Annotated in this window: 12 protein-coding genes; 8 read left to right on the top strand and 4 right to left on the bottom strand. The window is 46.0% G+C overall.

Annotation, left to right across the window (positions count from 1 at the left end):
- Nucleotides 1-2 precede the first annotated feature (2 nt).
- A complete protein-coding gene (locus tag RGE70_RS00575) occupies nt 3-1,367 on the bottom strand; it encodes an ATP-binding cassette domain-containing protein (RefSeq protein WP_310469617.1) in 1,365 nt (454 codons plus the stop codon).
- Between the two features lie 16 nt (nt 1,368-1,383).
- Nucleotides 1,384-3,396 carry a TonB-dependent receptor plug domain-containing protein gene (locus RGE70_RS00570; RefSeq protein ID WP_310469616.1) on the bottom strand — a complete coding sequence of 671 codons (2,013 nt, stop codon included), beginning with the start codon at nt 3,394-3,396 and terminating at the stop codon, nt 1,384-1,386.
- A 422-nt stretch (nt 3,397-3,818) separates the two neighbouring features.
- Between RGE70_RS00570 and RGE70_RS00565 the strand changes: the two genes are divergently transcribed.
- The 3 genes from RGE70_RS00565 to RGE70_RS00555 all read left to right on the top strand — a co-directional run bounded on the left by RGE70_RS00565 (nt 3,819) and on the right by RGE70_RS00555 (nt 6,637).
- Complete coding sequence (locus RGE70_RS00565) at nt 3,819-5,177, top strand: isochorismate synthase (protein WP_310469615.1); 1,359 nt, start codon at nt 3,819-3,821, stop codon at nt 5,175-5,177.
- A gap of 219 nt (nt 5,178-5,396) precedes the next feature.
- Nucleotides 5,397-6,056, top strand: a complete 660-nt coding sequence (locus tag RGE70_RS00560; RefSeq protein ID WP_310469614.1) for a 7-cyano-7-deazaguanine/7-aminomethyl-7-deazaguanine transporter — start codon at nt 5,397-5,399, stop codon at nt 6,054-6,056.
- A 119-nt stretch (nt 6,057-6,175) separates the two neighbouring features.
- Nucleotides 6,176-6,637 (top strand): GNAT family N-acetyltransferase, encoded by a 462-nt coding sequence (locus RGE70_RS00555; protein WP_310469613.1) that lies wholly within the window; start codon nt 6,176-6,178, stop codon nt 6,635-6,637.
- 525 nt (nt 6,638-7,162) lie between these two features.
- Here the strand turns inward: RGE70_RS00555 and RGE70_RS00550 are convergent.
- Together RGE70_RS00550 and RGE70_RS00545 are read right to left on the bottom strand one after the other, a co-directional pair.
- Nucleotides 7,163-9,244 carry a sensor histidine kinase gene (locus RGE70_RS00550; protein WP_375087920.1) on the bottom strand — a complete coding sequence of 694 codons (2,082 nt, stop codon included), beginning with the start codon at nt 9,242-9,244 and terminating at the stop codon, nt 7,163-7,165.
- 67 nt (nt 9,245-9,311) lie between these two features.
- Nucleotides 9,312-10,694 (bottom strand): sigma-54-dependent transcriptional regulator, encoded by a 1,383-nt coding sequence (locus RGE70_RS00545; RefSeq protein WP_310469611.1) that lies wholly within the window; start codon nt 10,692-10,694, stop codon nt 9,312-9,314.
- Nucleotides 10,695-10,972: 278 nt separating this feature from the next.
- On the opposite strand from RGE70_RS00545, the gene RGE70_RS00540 reads away from it, so the two are divergent.
- The 5 genes from RGE70_RS00540 to RGE70_RS00520 all read left to right on the top strand — a co-directional run bounded on the left by RGE70_RS00540 (nt 10,973) and on the right by RGE70_RS00520 (nt 15,725).
- Nucleotides 10,973-11,785 (top strand): ABC transporter substrate-binding protein, encoded by an 813-nt coding sequence (locus RGE70_RS00540; protein WP_310469610.1) that lies wholly within the window; start codon nt 10,973-10,975, stop codon nt 11,783-11,785.
- Nucleotides 11,782-12,489, top strand: a complete 708-nt coding sequence (locus tag RGE70_RS00535) for an ABC transporter permease (RefSeq protein ID WP_310469609.1) — start codon at nt 11,782-11,784, stop codon at nt 12,487-12,489. Before RGE70_RS00540 ends, RGE70_RS00535 begins: the two co-directional genes overlap by 4 nt.
- Nucleotides 12,490-12,495: 6 nt before the next feature.
- Nucleotides 12,496-13,221 (top strand): ABC transporter ATP-binding protein, encoded by a 726-nt coding sequence (locus RGE70_RS00530; RefSeq protein ID WP_310469608.1) that lies wholly within the window; start codon nt 12,496-12,498, stop codon nt 13,219-13,221.
- Between the two features lie 96 nt (nt 13,222-13,317).
- Nucleotides 13,318-13,932, top strand: a complete 615-nt coding sequence (gene mobA, locus RGE70_RS00525) for a molybdenum cofactor guanylyltransferase MobA (protein ID WP_310469607.1) — start codon at nt 13,318-13,320, stop codon at nt 13,930-13,932.
- Nucleotides 13,929-15,725 carry a bifunctional molybdopterin-guanine dinucleotide biosynthesis adaptor protein MobB/molybdopterin molybdotransferase MoeA gene (locus tag RGE70_RS00520; RefSeq protein ID WP_310469606.1) on the top strand — a complete coding sequence of 599 codons (1,797 nt, stop codon included), beginning with the start codon at nt 13,929-13,931 and terminating at the stop codon, nt 15,723-15,725. The genes mobA and RGE70_RS00520 overlap by 4 nt, the downstream gene beginning before the upstream one ends.
- Nucleotides 15,726-15,736 lie beyond the last annotated feature (11 nt).

Raw genomic sequence — 15,736 nt, 5'->3', positions numbered from 1 at the left:
GCTTAACTTGCATTGCGCTGCGCTAATGACAGCGCCTTTTCTAACAAGCAGCCTGACTCTATATGCCAAGCTTTATCAATGTATTCTGATGACACCTCTCGGTGGCTGGTCAGTAAAATAGCGCAGCCTTGCTGACGCAATTGATGCAGTAACGTCCACACCATGTCGACATACACACCGTCTAAGCCTGCAAAAGGGTCATCGAGTAACAGCACTTTGGGTTGTAAACAGGCCAACGAGGCAAAGGCAATAATATGTTGCTGGCCGTAGGACAATTTATGCGGTGATGCGCCAGCTAAATGCGATAAAGATAACTGCGCAAGCATTTGTTCAGCGCGCACAAGTGGGAGCTGGTAGCGGCGTAAACTAAACTGCATTTCACTCAATACGGTTTGTTCAAATAGTTGCCGACTGGGCCTTTGTAGCAAGATACAAACTTCAGCACCGTATATACCGCGCTGTGGGCGACGATTTAATACCTTTACCGGCAGCTGACCGATATCCGCTTGGATCCCCGCTAACGCCTTTAATAAGCTACTTTTACCACTGCCGTTATCACCACTGAGCGCCACAATTTGGCCCGCCGAAATGGTTAGAGTTTCAGGGCAACCGAACAAGACATCTTGACCTGAAAATTGAAAACGATGCGGTAACAGTTGCACTCGCCGCTCCGTCACCGGTGCATCATTGGCCGCCAACGTACATAAATGGCAGCAATTAGCGGCCGTGATATCAAGCTGACCGACTGCTAATTTGCCGTGTTCTATATGCCACATGTGGGAAATCAATTGCTTAAATGCTTGAGGGTGGTGCTCAACCATGACAATCGCCACCCCTTCATCAAGCAGGTTTTTAAGCACAAAATACAACTCTTGTACGCCGTGGTTATCGAGCTGAGTCCATGGCTCGTCAAGCAATAATAGATTAGGTTCAAACACCAGTTGCGCTGCAAGCATTAACCGATATTTTTGCCCTAAAGACAGCACTTCAACCGGAGTATCAATACTGATATACAAGCCAACACGCCGCAGGGCATCTTGCACTTTATCAAGCATAAGATCCGACGGCGTGCCGAGGTTCTCTAAAGCAAAAGCAATTTCTGCCCCCACACTTTGACGCAAAATCTGTACATTTGGGTCTTGCATTACGAGGCCGACCATTAAAGACGGATGGCGTACCATCTCGCCCTCAAAGGGCCGTGAAAGCCCACCAGCAATCAGATGTAAAATGCTGGACTTGCCACTTCCGGTAACCCCGCTAATGCAGTGGCACTCACCTTGACTCACTGACAAGTTAAGATCATTTAATATCAGGTCTTGGTTAACGCCATAACCAAAATGGATCCCTGTCAGCTCAATCAGGCTCATACCACTCTCCTACAGACTAAATTTGCCAGTTAATACCGATAAACACTTGGCGACCCGCTTGCGGTAACGCCTCGCTTTGGTAGTAGCTTTCATCTAGCAAGTTAGTAGCACGTATGTACAGGTCTAGCTTGTCGTCCAATAACGGTTGCACAACGTTTAAGTCAACCAAGGTGTAATCGGCTAAAGACTGCTCAACCATCATGTCAACACCGGCAACTTCCTGCTCTGCGTAATAGATTTGATCCATAATACGCTCAACATTTAAGTTGATTTGCATTGCAAAAGGTAATTGGTATTGCGCATTAAAGTGCACTTTATGGCGTGGTCTGTGCTCTAAGTTTTTCATGTCTGCCGCGGCAGTTTTGTCTTCAGTATCCAAGAAACTGTAGGCAATGGTCATGGATAAATTATCGAAGCTGTTGTTTTGTAACTGAAGGTCTACCCCTTTAAAGACGTAGTCCCCCATGTTTTGGTAAACACTCGATGTGTCTTTGGCAATGTAGTCTTCTGCGTCAGTATAGTAACCAGCAATATTAAACTCAGTGGCATTACCGATTGCTTGCACTAAACCTAGCTCAACATGTTGCGACACCTCTTGTTGCAGCTCAGCATTACCAGACGAAAGCGCATAAAGATTACGCATTGATGGGAAACGCACTTTACGTGCAACGCCCATATTGATGCGAGTATCATTGTGTGGCTGCCAGTAACCAGAGACTTGGCCAGAGAAATCGCTTTCAGATACTAATTCACGGTCGTGTTCATGACCTGCGCCACCGAGCGTAAAACCATAACCTTCGCCTTGATATTGGTACTCTAAAGCGGCGGTATATAGCCATGCATCATCATCTAAACGCTCAATGCCATCGTCGCCACCACTGCCACCGCCACCGCCGCTGCCGTCACCCAGAATCGATACCGTCGAACTGCTTGGCGATTCAGAAAGCGACTTCCAGCCCTGCTTTTCAGCAATAAGTGCTGTGGTTAAAATGCCAGCTTGGTCAAAATTAGAAATAAACTGTACGTTGCCGCCTTGCACTACAGAACGGCCATCTTGATAAGTTTTGATGGTATCAAAGCTATCATTTTTATAGCGAATTTCGATGACGTCACTTTGGTTGTGGTAAGCAAAGCCACGCAAAGTGAACATTGAATTAAACTTATGTGCGACACCTAACTGAGCGGTGACCTCTTCAAAATCTTCTACTCTTTCAAATTTAACGGTGCCAGTGCCTGTTCCATCACGGCTTGGCTTGCCCCATTCACCTTGGCGGTAAGTCATGTTGGCCAGTAGCTGAGTATCATCACTCAATAGATAGCTACCTTGCGCATACACGTTATCTAAAGTTTTATCTGCATTTTGGCGGGTGTCATCTTGCTGGTATTCGGTTTTTTCGTAATCATCAGACATCGCCCAGCCATCAGTTTGTTGGTGGGTATAGTTGATCATACCTTGCCACTTTTCACCGCTACCAGCGGCACTGATATCACCATTAAAGGTATCGTCATCTGCGACTTCTAAGCGGCCAGATAGTGACGGCGAGTTGTCACCTCTTTTGGTAATGATATTAATCACGCCACCGGCGCCACCTGGACCATAAAGCACTGATGTTGGCCCTACAGACACTTCTACTGACGCTATTTGGCTAGCAGGAATTAAACTTGGGTCAAATTGGCCCTCTTCAGCGCCGTTAGCCGGTACACCATTAATCAAATAAACAACGTGTCGCGCCTTAAAGCCACGCACATCAACACGCGGGGTGCCTTCGCCGCCCACACGTACGTATAAACCCGGAACATTTTTTAGCAGCTGGTCTAAGCTTTGTGCGCCTAAGGCTTTAATGTCTTCTGCATCAAGGCTCCAGTGAGTTGTGCTCGACTCAATTGCAGCGGGTTGCTCACCATGAACAACTATCACTTCGGTTACATCCAAAATGGGGTCACGCTCTAGTTCACTTGCTTGAGCTTGAAAAGCGACGCCGAGTGCCAGCGCAATTGTAGAGAGCTTCAACGCGTTATTATTTTTCATATGGTTTGCCATCATCTGCCGTTTAATAAGCGCTATTGTCAGAAAGAGCCTACCAAGGCACAAGTAATGCAAAGTAGAATAACTACCTAGATCAACTAATTCACACAATGGCAGTGAGCGCGCATTACTGGATGTGACATTATGTCCATGCGTAAAAACAAAATAGACAAAAAGGGACATCTGGCGGCGACTCACATCAGGTTCAGTGAAACCTTTTTGTATAAACTCAATAAATAGATAGCGTGTTGATAAAATAGTCAGCGACAGCTCACAGCTGCGCGGCGATCAACTTGACACTATTCCCACTGGCTATTATTTTGTGACACAGATTGCCTTACCTAGTTTGAAACTGGCTGCACAAATTTCAAGGTCCAACACCTTTTCGCAACCCAGCCTGAACGAAATGCTATTTGGAGTTTTTATTGACCGCCCCCTTGCTGTCTCACGCGATTAAGTCTTTAACCGACAAGCTAAAATCTTTATCTGAACAACCTGCTAACGATCCTATCATTCAGGTTTCAGTGACGATTGCAGCGATCCCGCTTATTGCGTGGTTAGCTGCCCAGTCAACCTACCCAAGACTCTACTGGAAGGGACGGGATACCGAAGAGGAAGTGGCGGCAATTGGTTGCTGTACTGATTTCTTTTTTGGCGATGACGTGGATGACATAGAGCTGTCGGAGAAATACCTCAAACAGCGTGAACTCACCAGTAACCCTAATATTCGCTATTACGGTGGCGTCGCATTTGATCGTAAAAATGAAAGCTGGCCTGAGTTTGGTAAAGCACGTTTTATATTGCCACGAATTGAATTGCGCCGTAGCGCCACCGAATACAAGCTCATCGTCAATCTCAATATTTCCGAGGCCAGCCTTGAGCAAGAGATCGCTAGCACCCTGGCTGCAATTTCATTGCTAGACAACCCTAAGCCACTTACACCACTAAAAAAAGTGGCTTTAATGGGCCGAAATGACACCCCTAGCCGTGCCCGCTGGGACCAATTGATTAAGCAAGTCACTGAGCCCGGCTTTAATGAACACACCCCTAAGGTGGTTCTATCACGTCAAACCCAATTAGAAGTTAGCGAATCGGTCGATCCGTGGACCCTACTTGCTTGCTGGCAAGGGCGAAACGCGACCAGTTTTCAATTTGGGTTTCAATTTAGCCCTGAAAAGGCCTTTATCTCGTGTACGCCTGAACGGTTATACCACCGTAAGCAGCGCTCATTGTTTACCGAAGCTCTGGCTGGCACCACGATTCGCGGCCTTAACCAGGAGCAAGACAAGGCATTTGCACAAGCCTTGCTAGACGACAAAAAAAATACTCACGAGAACCTATTAGTACGCCAACAGATTGTCGATGAACTCAATCCCCTCAGCAACCACGTGGATGCTGACGAGCTGCCAACTATCTTTAAGTTGAGCCATATTCAACATCTGCACCGCTCAATTCAAGCTGAGTTAAAAGCGCAAGTTAATGACTTTCAGGTGATCCAAGCACTACACCCCACACCGGCAGTCGGGGGGTTACCTAAAAAATCTGCGATTGACTTTATTCGCCAAGAAGAAGGCTATCTGCGTGGTTGGTATGCTGGTGCCTGCGGTTACTTTAACCTGCACGAAAGTGAGTTTGCCGTGGCAATTCGTAGCGCCCTTATCGAACCTAATCGCATTAACCTATTTGCCGGGGCGGGGATTGTTGCAGGCTCTGAGCCAGATATTGAATGGACCGAGCTGGAAAATAAACTTGCGACAATCTTGTCAATTTTGACCGAACTATAAAAGATCAATAAGATTTAAAATCAATCACATAATAAGGCATGTAGCAGGATTTTTCTTGCTACATGTTTTTTGTGCTTGCTCTGTTACAAATCTTCTCTATAATTTGCCTCCCCTATATTGGGCATGAAAGACTTTAATTCACTTAAAATTGTAAAATTATAGCGTTTAACGCTATTGCGGGTTCCCTCACCCCGCCCGATTTATTAAAAAGGCCACAAAATGTTAATGTTATCTTCAACGCAGGTTCGCCGTGCGTTATTGCTTCTAGCAAGCTTCCATATCGTCATTGTTTGCGCCAGTAACTATTTGGTGCAGCTTCCCTTTCAGATATTTGAATTGCATACCACATGGGGCGCATTTAGCTTTCCTTTTGTTTATCTTGCAACCGATCTCACCGTCAGAATATTTGGCCAGCAAGCTGCCAGAAAAATAATCTTTCTAGCCATGCTACCGTCACTGGTTATTTCTTATTTAATCGGTGTTGTGTTTCATCAAGGCAGCTTTCAAGGTGCAGCAGCATTACTCGAGTTTAATAGCTTTGTGTTTAGAATCGCTTTTGCCAGCTTTGCCGCCTATTTGATTGGCCAACTGATGGATATTTTTGTGTTTGCCAAGCTAAGACAAACTAAGTCTTGGTGGGTAGCACCATCTGCCTCTACAATTATTGGTAACCTAGTTGATACCCTTGTGTTTTTTGGTCTGGCGTTTTACGCCTCAACAGATAGCTTTATGGCTGCTAACTGGCCAGAAATCGCCACTGTAGACTATGGTTTTAAGCTCATTATTAGCCTTGGGTTGTTTTTACCCGCTTATGGCGTCCTACTGAAAGTATTGCAAGATAAAATTCTCAGCGAGCCAAGCAAGCAGACCTTGGCATAACATTAGGTCGGTCTTAACAATGGCTGACCAGACCTGTTATCATTTAGCCAATTAGTCTACCTTTTACGCCTCTGCCTGAGGCGTAAAAAGTGAGCCTGCTAAATAGATGAGATTTAAAAATGTACACTATTGATATTGAACAGTTCACTGATTTTACCCCCGACGTTTTAGCATTACTAAGCCGTGCTTATGATGCCATTCCGGAGTTTGATAACGGTTATTCTAAGCAAGAGATCAATACGCGCTTGCAGGATTCGCCCCGCGCACTGTTGTTGATCACTCGCATTGAAGGTGACATTGCAGGTTTTAAGCTAGGTTACCAACTTACTGACAACACTTTTTATAGCTGGTTAGGCGGCGTTACGCCCGATTACCGTGGGCTTGGTTTAGCAAAACACATGCTTGAACACCAAGAGCGTTGGGCTGCCAAGCAGGGCTATTGCTGCATTGAAGTTAAAACACGAAATTGCTTTCCTGCCATGCTGAACATGTTGATCGGCCAACGCTATCAAATCACTGCTGTACAGGCCAATAGCCAAGATTTAAGCCAAAACAAATTGCACCTGCAAAAACAAATTTAATATTATTGAGATAAAATCACGAATAAAACTTGCAAACCTTAATGAGAATGATTATTGTTAACTTGCGTTCCGGAACTCTAGTCAACTTATAAAGCTCTCATCATCTTTATATGGCAACGAGTTCCATTAAGCACAACATTGCTCACACACTCTTAAGTGGCCGGAATTTTTCTCCGGCTTTTTTTTGCCTGTCATTTAATGCAAACCCAACTGATAACAGCATCAGTACCAATAACCTTAAAAACAAAGCAGCAATAAATACAATACAATCAGCCAGTTAAAATAGCTGGTTCGATTTACTAAATATATTGGTTAAAAAACAGCAAATATTACTTGCACAACCAAATGATAATGATTATTATTTACATGCGTTCCAACACTCACAAACTAAGGATCCTCATCTCCTTAAAATTTGAGTTTTATCAAGCACATCATTGCTCACACTCTTAAGTGGCCGGGATTATCCCCGGCTTTTTTTTGCGTTAATTTTGGCCGCAGCTCACAACCACAGTCATGTTTTACAGGCTATATATGCTCGCCATGTAACTGTAAGCCTTCATACGGCATATTCGTCTGCTCTTCAATCGCCTTGTGGTATAGCCCAATCGTGAACAAACTGCCTTTTCCAACAGTCGAGCTCACTTCGATTGTGCCACCAATACGCTTAATAATGCCGTAACTTAACGACAAGCCTAAACCTGTACCGTCTTTACGAGTGGTATAAAAGGGATCAAAAATCCGGTTAAGTTCCTCTTCAGGGATCCCTTTACCTTCATCTTGGATTTCAATTTTCACCCCAACCGGATCGCCGCCCTGAATCCAGTCATAGGTGCGGATCCAAATCTTGCCCTTGCCGTCGATAGCATGGGCAGCATTAACCACGATATTAATCAGCACTTGTAGTAACTGCGGACGGTTAACCTGGATCGGGTAACTGGCATTGAGCTCTTGGTTAAGCACCACCTCTTGCTTTTGAATCGAGTGGCGCACCAGTACCAACATCTCTTCAATAATCGGGGTAAGTTGGTGCATCTCTAATGGTGCATTAAATTCACCGGGACGACTGTATTGCAGTAAGCTACGAATAATAGTACTAATCCGCCCAACCTGTTGTATAACAAGCTCTATTTCTTCTTCAACACAGTCGGCATTATCACCAAGTTCGTATTTAAGTAACTCCATGTTGCCTAAAATAACCGCCGTAGGGTTATTAATCTCGTGCGCGATCCCCGCTGTAAGTTCACCCAGAGCGGTCAGTTTTTCATTGATGACCAACTGTTGGCGGGTCTCATTGAGCAACACTACGTTGGCTTGTAACTCTTCGGTTTTTTCTTGCAGGCTACGCGTGCGTTCTTCAACTTTGACCTCGAGCTGCTCGGCAGCGGCTTGAATTTGGGTGTTACGGCGTTGCAACAAATCAAGCATGCGATCAAATTGGCTCGCCAAATTAGATAATTCGTTATCACGCTCAAGCCCAAGTGAACCGATGCGTAAATTACGCCCCGATTGCACTGCCTTCACTACATGATGTATGCGCTCTATCGGTTGTAATAGACTATAAGCACCACGATAAACTAACCAGCCAGATACCAGTAAAACCAGCATTAAAATAGTACCGAGTTCGATAATATTAAGTAGGTAATTATGGATAAATGGCGACTCAGAAAAGCCGGTATAGATCATGCCAATACGCTTACCTTGCACATCAAGCAGCGGCGCATAAGCCGAGATAAACCACTCGTTAAATACAAAGGCACGATTAACCCACTGCCGCCCCTGATTAAGCACCTCTTCACGTACTTCTGTCGACACTAAGCTACCGAGCGCACGACCGCGCTTAGCCTCGCCTTTGGGGAAAAAATGCAGCGGAACGTTAGTACTAATGCGAATATTGTCGAGAAATATCGTTACAGTACCAATGGAGCGTTCAGGTAGGGTGCCTTCGTCGTAAACCAAATCACGAATATGGTCGACAATACGGGTGTCTCGGTTAAGTAAAATACCGCCATCGAGATACCAAGCAACGGCGCCCGTTGCATCGGGGATCGGCAGTAACGATCGGCTCAGCAGGCCACGATGTTCATCTTGCTTGGTTGGGTCTATCGCTCGCTCGGTTTTGACTACCGGCACACGGGCACGCTCAACCAATAACGGATCAATATTCGCAAGCCGGCTAGGCGACAGCACCATTAATCCCGATGTTGCTTTTGTGCCTTCAATAAGTGGCAGCATTTGGCGCAAATCAGGGTCGGCAGCAGCTTCGGCCACCGACAACAGCCGTAAAAAGTCTAAATCCATTTCAAGTTTAGTATGAAAAAGCTGCTGCTTAATCAGTTCAATCGACCTGTCTTTATCTGCCTCTATATGTCTAAATTTATTTTGAAATGGCCAAGAGCGCATCACAAGTTCAAGTCGTTTCTCTTGAATAACTTGTACCGACTCAAGCGTATTTTTAGCCACCCCTAAGTCAGCTCTCACTTTCATAAATAACTGATTACCGGTGTAACTGATATTCCAGTAAATGGTAATAAACACCAGACTTACGAGTGTGAGTAAGATCGGTAACAGCGTCAAAATAAGAATGCGATAACGCACCTTGGCGCGCATCTGCTGCCAACTGACACCAAAGGTATTGAAAAATAAAGACACCTAAACTCTCCTAGCCATACTGTTGCTATTCTTCAATATTCTTTTCGCCGCCAAACCACTCTTTGTATTTGCGGTCTAGGGTTTTACGCGATACCCCCAAGTCCCTTGCAGCAGCAGACTTATTGCCACCGTGTACGTCAACGACACGGGTAACATGGTCACGTTCAACATCCTTTAAGGCCCACTGCAGCGGATAGCCCGACTCAGCAACCACTTCCGCTTTGGGTTGGGTTTTCCAATACTCTGCCGGCGGCTTACCGAGCAATATGCAGCGCTCAATCATATTGCGCAGCTCGCGGATATTACCTGGCCACTCGTGTTGCTGTAACTTGAGCAAGTCTTCATGGCTCCACACCACCTCTTTAACCCCCAGTTCAGCAGCTAATTGGCAGGTAAAGTGATGGGTTAGCTCAACGATATCTTCGGGTCTGTCGCGTAATGGCGGGATCACAATATCGAGCACGTTAAGGCGGTAGAACAGATCACGCCTAAAGTTACCGATTTCGACCTCTTCCGATAACTTACGGTTCGATGCCGCAAGCACTCTAACATCAATATTGATCTCTTTTTCGCTGCCCACCGGTCTAATGGTGCGCTGCTCTAACACGCGCAATAACGCGGTTTGCATTTTAAGTGGCATTTCACCAATTTCATCGAGGAAAATAGTGCCACCTGAGGCAAAGCTGAATAAGCCTTCACGGTTACCTTTTGCCCCTGTAAACGCCCCAGCTGAATGACCAAACAGCTCGCTTTCAAGTAGTTCTGGCGCAATAGCACCACAATTGACAGGAACAAATGGCCCTTGACGGCCACTTAAAACATGCAGCTGTCTCGCGACTAACTCTTTACCTGTACCGGACTCCCCTTCGATTAATACCACGGCATTAGTTGGCGCAACGCGGGCAATAACATCTTTCACTTCGGTCATTGCATCGCTTTGACCAATAATGGTGGAAGATTGATTAAACGACACTTCGCGACGCAACATTAAGTTCTCGCGTTTTAGTAAGCGCCGCTCAATGCAACGGTCTACCGATTTCATCATCTGTTCAAGATGAAATGGCTTCATGATGAAGTCCGACGCGCCAGCACGTAGCGCTTTAATTGCCACATCCATATCGGCATAGCCGGTCATAAAGATAATGTCTGAACGGCGCTCTTGATCATTTAGCGCTTCATGCCATTCAATACCCGAACGGCCCGGCAGGCGAATATCGACCACTAATAGATCAAAATGACAACGCGACCTTAATTGCTCAGCCTCTTCAACACTAGAGGCCACTTCGACTAAAGCAAATTTCTTAGTCAGTGCCTTTTTTAAAAAGCTGCGCATACCCGGTTCATCATCAACGATAAGTACCGATACAGCGGAAGGAATTGGCTTCATATTATTCACTCTCTGGCCCATCTTGTCTCAGACAGGACATTTTGACTCATTATTAAGAAAGTCTAACATCTAATACAGACAAATAGGTCACTATGAACCATGGTTTGCGCACGTTGGGACAAATTGTCTGCTCGGTTTTTGGTTGCTACGAGAGCCAGCTCACGGTATGGCCGGTTGCGAGAGCCAAAACACACTCTATGTGAAAATGGCATTATAATTGCTCTATCCAGCTAAGTTAGTTCACTTTTTTATACGGTGGCCAATGCCAACCCATTGCCCCGTTCTTCCAAGGAGTAACAATGTTAAATCTTAAACGCGTTATTGGTTTTGCCGTTGCAACCGCGTTAGTGCTCACAACACCGGTACGCGCCAATGATGTTATTAAGCTGGCAACCACCACGAGTACTGAAAATTCAGGCCTGCTAAAAAACCTGTTACCCACTTTTGAAGCTAACAGCGGTTACACAGTGCAAGTCATTGCGACAGGTACTGGTAAGGCACTAAAATTAGCTCGCCAAGGTGACGTTGACGTCGTGATGACGCACGCCCCAGCTGCAGAAGCTAAGTTTGTTACAGAAGGTTATGGCAGACTGCCACGCGGCATAATGGAGAATGACTTTGTAGTACTTGGTCCTAAAAGTGACCCAGCGAAAATTCGCTCTAGTCAAAGCGCTGAAGAAGCCTTCGCAAAAATAGCGCAATCTGGCACCCCGTTTATTTCACGTGGCGACAACTCTGGCACCAATATGAAAGAGCTTATCCTATGGGAAAACGCCAATATTGAACCTAAATTTAAAGGTTACACTGCAGTTGGGCAAGGTATGGGTAAAACCCTTTTAATGACCGATGAATTAGAAGGTTATACTTTGTCTGATCGCGGAACATTTGTAGCTTACTCAGGTAAAGTTAACCTGGCAGTTAATTTTGACGGCGGCGCGGCATTAGCAAACCCGTATCAAATTATGCTCATTAGCACCGACAAATACCCCGACTTAAACCATAAAGGCGCTCAAGCATTAAGTGACTGGTTGATTAGCGATCAAGCGCAAGCGATGATCAATAACTACAAGGTGCAAGGCGAACAATTATTCAAGGCAACTTATAACAAATGAATGAAGGCTGGTTAGCCCTAACACAGCAGGCTTTGCGCCTGCTGTTTTCGTTAGACCCAGATGTCTGGGCGATTATCTCTGTGTCCTTTGCGGTATCCTTTGCTGCGCTAGCAATTACTTTGCTACCTTCAATTGCGCTTGGCTTTTTATTAGCTTTTTCGCGCTTTCCTGGCCGTTGGGTGGTCACCAACTTGATTCAAACGTTGCAATCTATTCCCACGGTTGTGATTGGCTTACTCGTCTATTTGTTACTCACCCGAATGGGGCCTTTGGGCGATCTGAAGTGGCTATTTACCCAAAGCGGAATGATCTTAGGCCAGATGTTGATTTGCGCGCCTGTACTTATTGCACTAAGCCAAGCCGCGTTTACTAGTGTTGACCGCCGCGCATGGGAAACCTCCAGAACACTTGGTGCACCTTGGTATCGAGCTGTTTGGACCGTGTGCCGCGAGCTTAAAGTTCCACTGTTATTAGCGGTAGTGGCTGCATTTAGCCGTATATTAACCGAGGTTGGGTGCTCAATGATGGTGGGCGGTAACATTGCCGGTGTTACCCGTAACATTCCTACAGCTATCGCCTTAGAAACCAGCAAAGGCGACTTCGCCCAAGCCATTGCGCTAGGGCTAGTACTGTTAGTGCTGGCACTCGTGCTAAACTTTGCCTTAGGTACCCTAAGAGGCAAAGCTGAGCCTAGGAGTCATTAGATTTAGATGGCAAAAATTATTGCACATGATCTTGAGATGCGTTTTGGTGACAAAACGCTTTTTACTACTCAAGAGCTCATTTTCCAAGAGCAGCAAGTCATTCACCTACAAGGTGATAACGGCTGTGGCAAAACCACACTAATGAAACTACTTGCAGGCTTAATCAAACCCAGCCAAGGGCAGGTGCAAGCAATTGGTTATTCATTAGCTCCGTGGTGGCGCAGCAATAATATTGTCGGTAAAGCAATCTACCTACACCAACACCCATACCTGTTCGAAGGCAGCGTACTGTATAACCTGACTTATTCGTTTGCGTTCTCAGATCGCGACCAGCATCAATTAGCAGCTCGCACTGAACAAGCAATTGAAATGGCAGAACTTGGCCATTTACTTCCTCAATTAGCCTCAAGTTTATCGGGCGGTGAACGACAACGACTGGCTATTGCCCGGGCGTGGATTATTCAACCCAAACTACTGATGCTCGATGAGCCGACATCTAATATGGATAAGCATTCCCAGCGATTAGTGCTACAGATGGTCACTGACTTAAAACAACAAGGTACCGGCATACTCATTAGCAGCCATCAATCTTGCTTGCTAACACAACTTTGCGACCACGCTTGGCTCATCAATAATCACAAAATTAGCACGACTGACACAATACAACAGGTAACAACACCCACTTTAGCCGTGCATATCAACCCCAATATGCCAGCGACCAACGCTCAATAGCCATCTAAAAATGCTACTCCACCTGCATTAACTTGCTGAGTGAAGAGGTATAATCGCTATAGTTAAATAAGTGGTACTGAATAACAGGAATATCTGATGACAACAACGATTGATGCTGTGATCCTTGCAGGCGGAATGGCCAGACGCATGGGTGGCAACGACAAAGGTCTGGTTGAACTAGACAACCAGCCGATGATCAAACATGCAATTGATCGGATTAAACCTCAAGTTAAGGAGATCCTGATCAACGCAAACCGCAACCAAAAGGTGTATTCTGAATTTGGCTTTAAAGTGGTTAGTGATCAAGATAGCGGTTATTTAGGCCCGTTAGCCGGCATGATCACGGCAATGAGCCACACTCAAGCAGAGTATTTAATGGTTGTGCCATGCGACTGTCCAATGTTACCGACTGATTTGGTCAGCAGAATGTTGACACAGTTAACTGCTGCCGGTGCCGAGCTTGCAGTTGCAAGTGACGGTAAACGCGAACAGCCCGTAGTGATGTTATTGGCACCAAGCTTACGCACGTCAATGAAAGCATTTTTAGACGCCGGAGAGCGCAAAATAGATTTTTGGTACGCCAAGCATAACTATGTTGTAACCGAATTTAGTGACCAGCCAAATGCCTTTGTTAACGTCAACACGCCAGAACAAAAACAGCAACTGAGCGATGCCATCGCCAGCGAAAAGAACAACTTGAGGTGTAAATGAGCATACCCTTTACCAATCCGTTACCTATCCCTGTTCTCGGATTTTGTGCCTATAGCGGCACCGGAAAGACCACATTATTGAAGCAATTAATCCCTGAGCTAAATCGCCGTGGCGTTCGCCTTGCCGTGATCAAACATGCTCACCACAACTTTGATGTTGATATTCCGGGTAAAGACAGCTTTGAAATGCGTAAAGCAGGCGCTAAACAGATGCTTGTTGCTTCGCATGTGCGCTGGGCCTTAATGACTGAAGACGCCAAAGACACCGACCCTGAACTGCCACATTTGCTTAAACAAATAGACAGCGACCATGTCGATATCGTGCTAGTTGAAGGGTTTAAAAAATTAGAACTTCCCAAAATTGAACTGCATCGCAGCGCCCATGGAAAACCGTTTATTCACACCCATGATCAGCACATTCAAGCCGTGGCTTGTTGCGATGACACCGAGCTACCGAGCGAGCTAAAACGCTTAGACATTAATAATGTACCGCAAATTGCAGACTACGTTTGTGACTATATAGCAAACTGGAAGCCTTGCCCTGTCGACCTACCTATGGCGCCAAGCTGTGGCTGTGAGCTCGACAACAGCACAACGCTGTCAGTCCGCCAAGGTATTGATAAAATTCTGAGTTATGTCACCCCATTAACCGCAACCGAAACCCTTGAAATTGACGAGCTCGATAATCGCATACTTGCCAGTAACGCGATTTCACCGGTCAATGTGCCACAACACACCAACTCTGCAATGGACGGTTACGCCTTTAAACTTGGCGATGCTAACCAAGCCTACAAAATGGTTGGCGAAGTCATGGCAGGCCACGCATACGCAGGCACACTGCAAGCCGGCGAAGCCGTACGCATAATGACTGGCGCACCGGTACCAGCGGGTGCTGATACAGTTCAACTGCGCGAATTAGCCAACGAGCAAGACGGTCAAGTGACCTTTGAAGGTGACATCGTATTAGGCCAACATATAAGACAAGCCGGCGAAGACATTGCCCAAGGCCAAACCGCTCTTGCCGCCAATACGCGACTGTTTGCAGCAGAGCAAGGTTTACTTGCATCATTAGGCTTTGGTGAGCAACCGGTCTTTAGACGCCCTACTGTGGCAGTATTTTCTACGGGTGACGAAGTATGCCAACCGGGTGAACCGCTTAAGCTTAACTGTATTTATGACTCTAACCGTTACACCATTAAATCGATGGCAAAACAGCTCGGCTGCGACGTAATTGATTTGGGTATAATCCAAGACTCAGAAGCAGCGCTCGCCGAAGCGCTCACCAAGGCCGCCAAGCAAGCTGATGTTGTGATCAGTTCAGGTGGTGTGTCTGTTGGAGACGCCGACTACATTAAAACAGCACTTGAACAAGTCGGCCAAATTAACTTCTGGCGCATAAACATGCGTCCGGGTCGCCCGCTCGCCTTCGGGCAAATAGATAACAGCCTATTTTTTGGCTTACCGGGTAACCCTGTCGCTGTGATGGTGTCGTTCCTACAATTTGTACAACCTGCGCTACGCAAGCTTGCCGGAGAGCAAAACTGGACACCGACAATGGTACCAGCCATCACCGACAATCCCCTGCGAAGCCGTGTTGGCCGTACTGAATTTACCCGCGGTATTTACCATCTTGCCGCTGACGGTAAATTGCATGTCAGCACCGCTGGCGCGCAAGGTTCAGGAATGCTCAGCTCTATGGTCAAAGCAAACTGTCTCATCGTAATCAGCGAAAAAGATGACCAGTTATTAGCCGGTGACACAGTGTATATTCAACCTTTTGCCGATCTGCTTTAAAGATCATATTG

This window comes from Shewanella youngdeokensis (genome assembly GCF_033180165.1).
Classification (GTDB): domain Bacteria; phylum Pseudomonadota; class Gammaproteobacteria; order Enterobacterales; family Shewanellaceae; genus Shewanella; species Shewanella youngdeokensis.
This window is presented reverse-complemented; position numbering and strand designations above follow the sequence as displayed.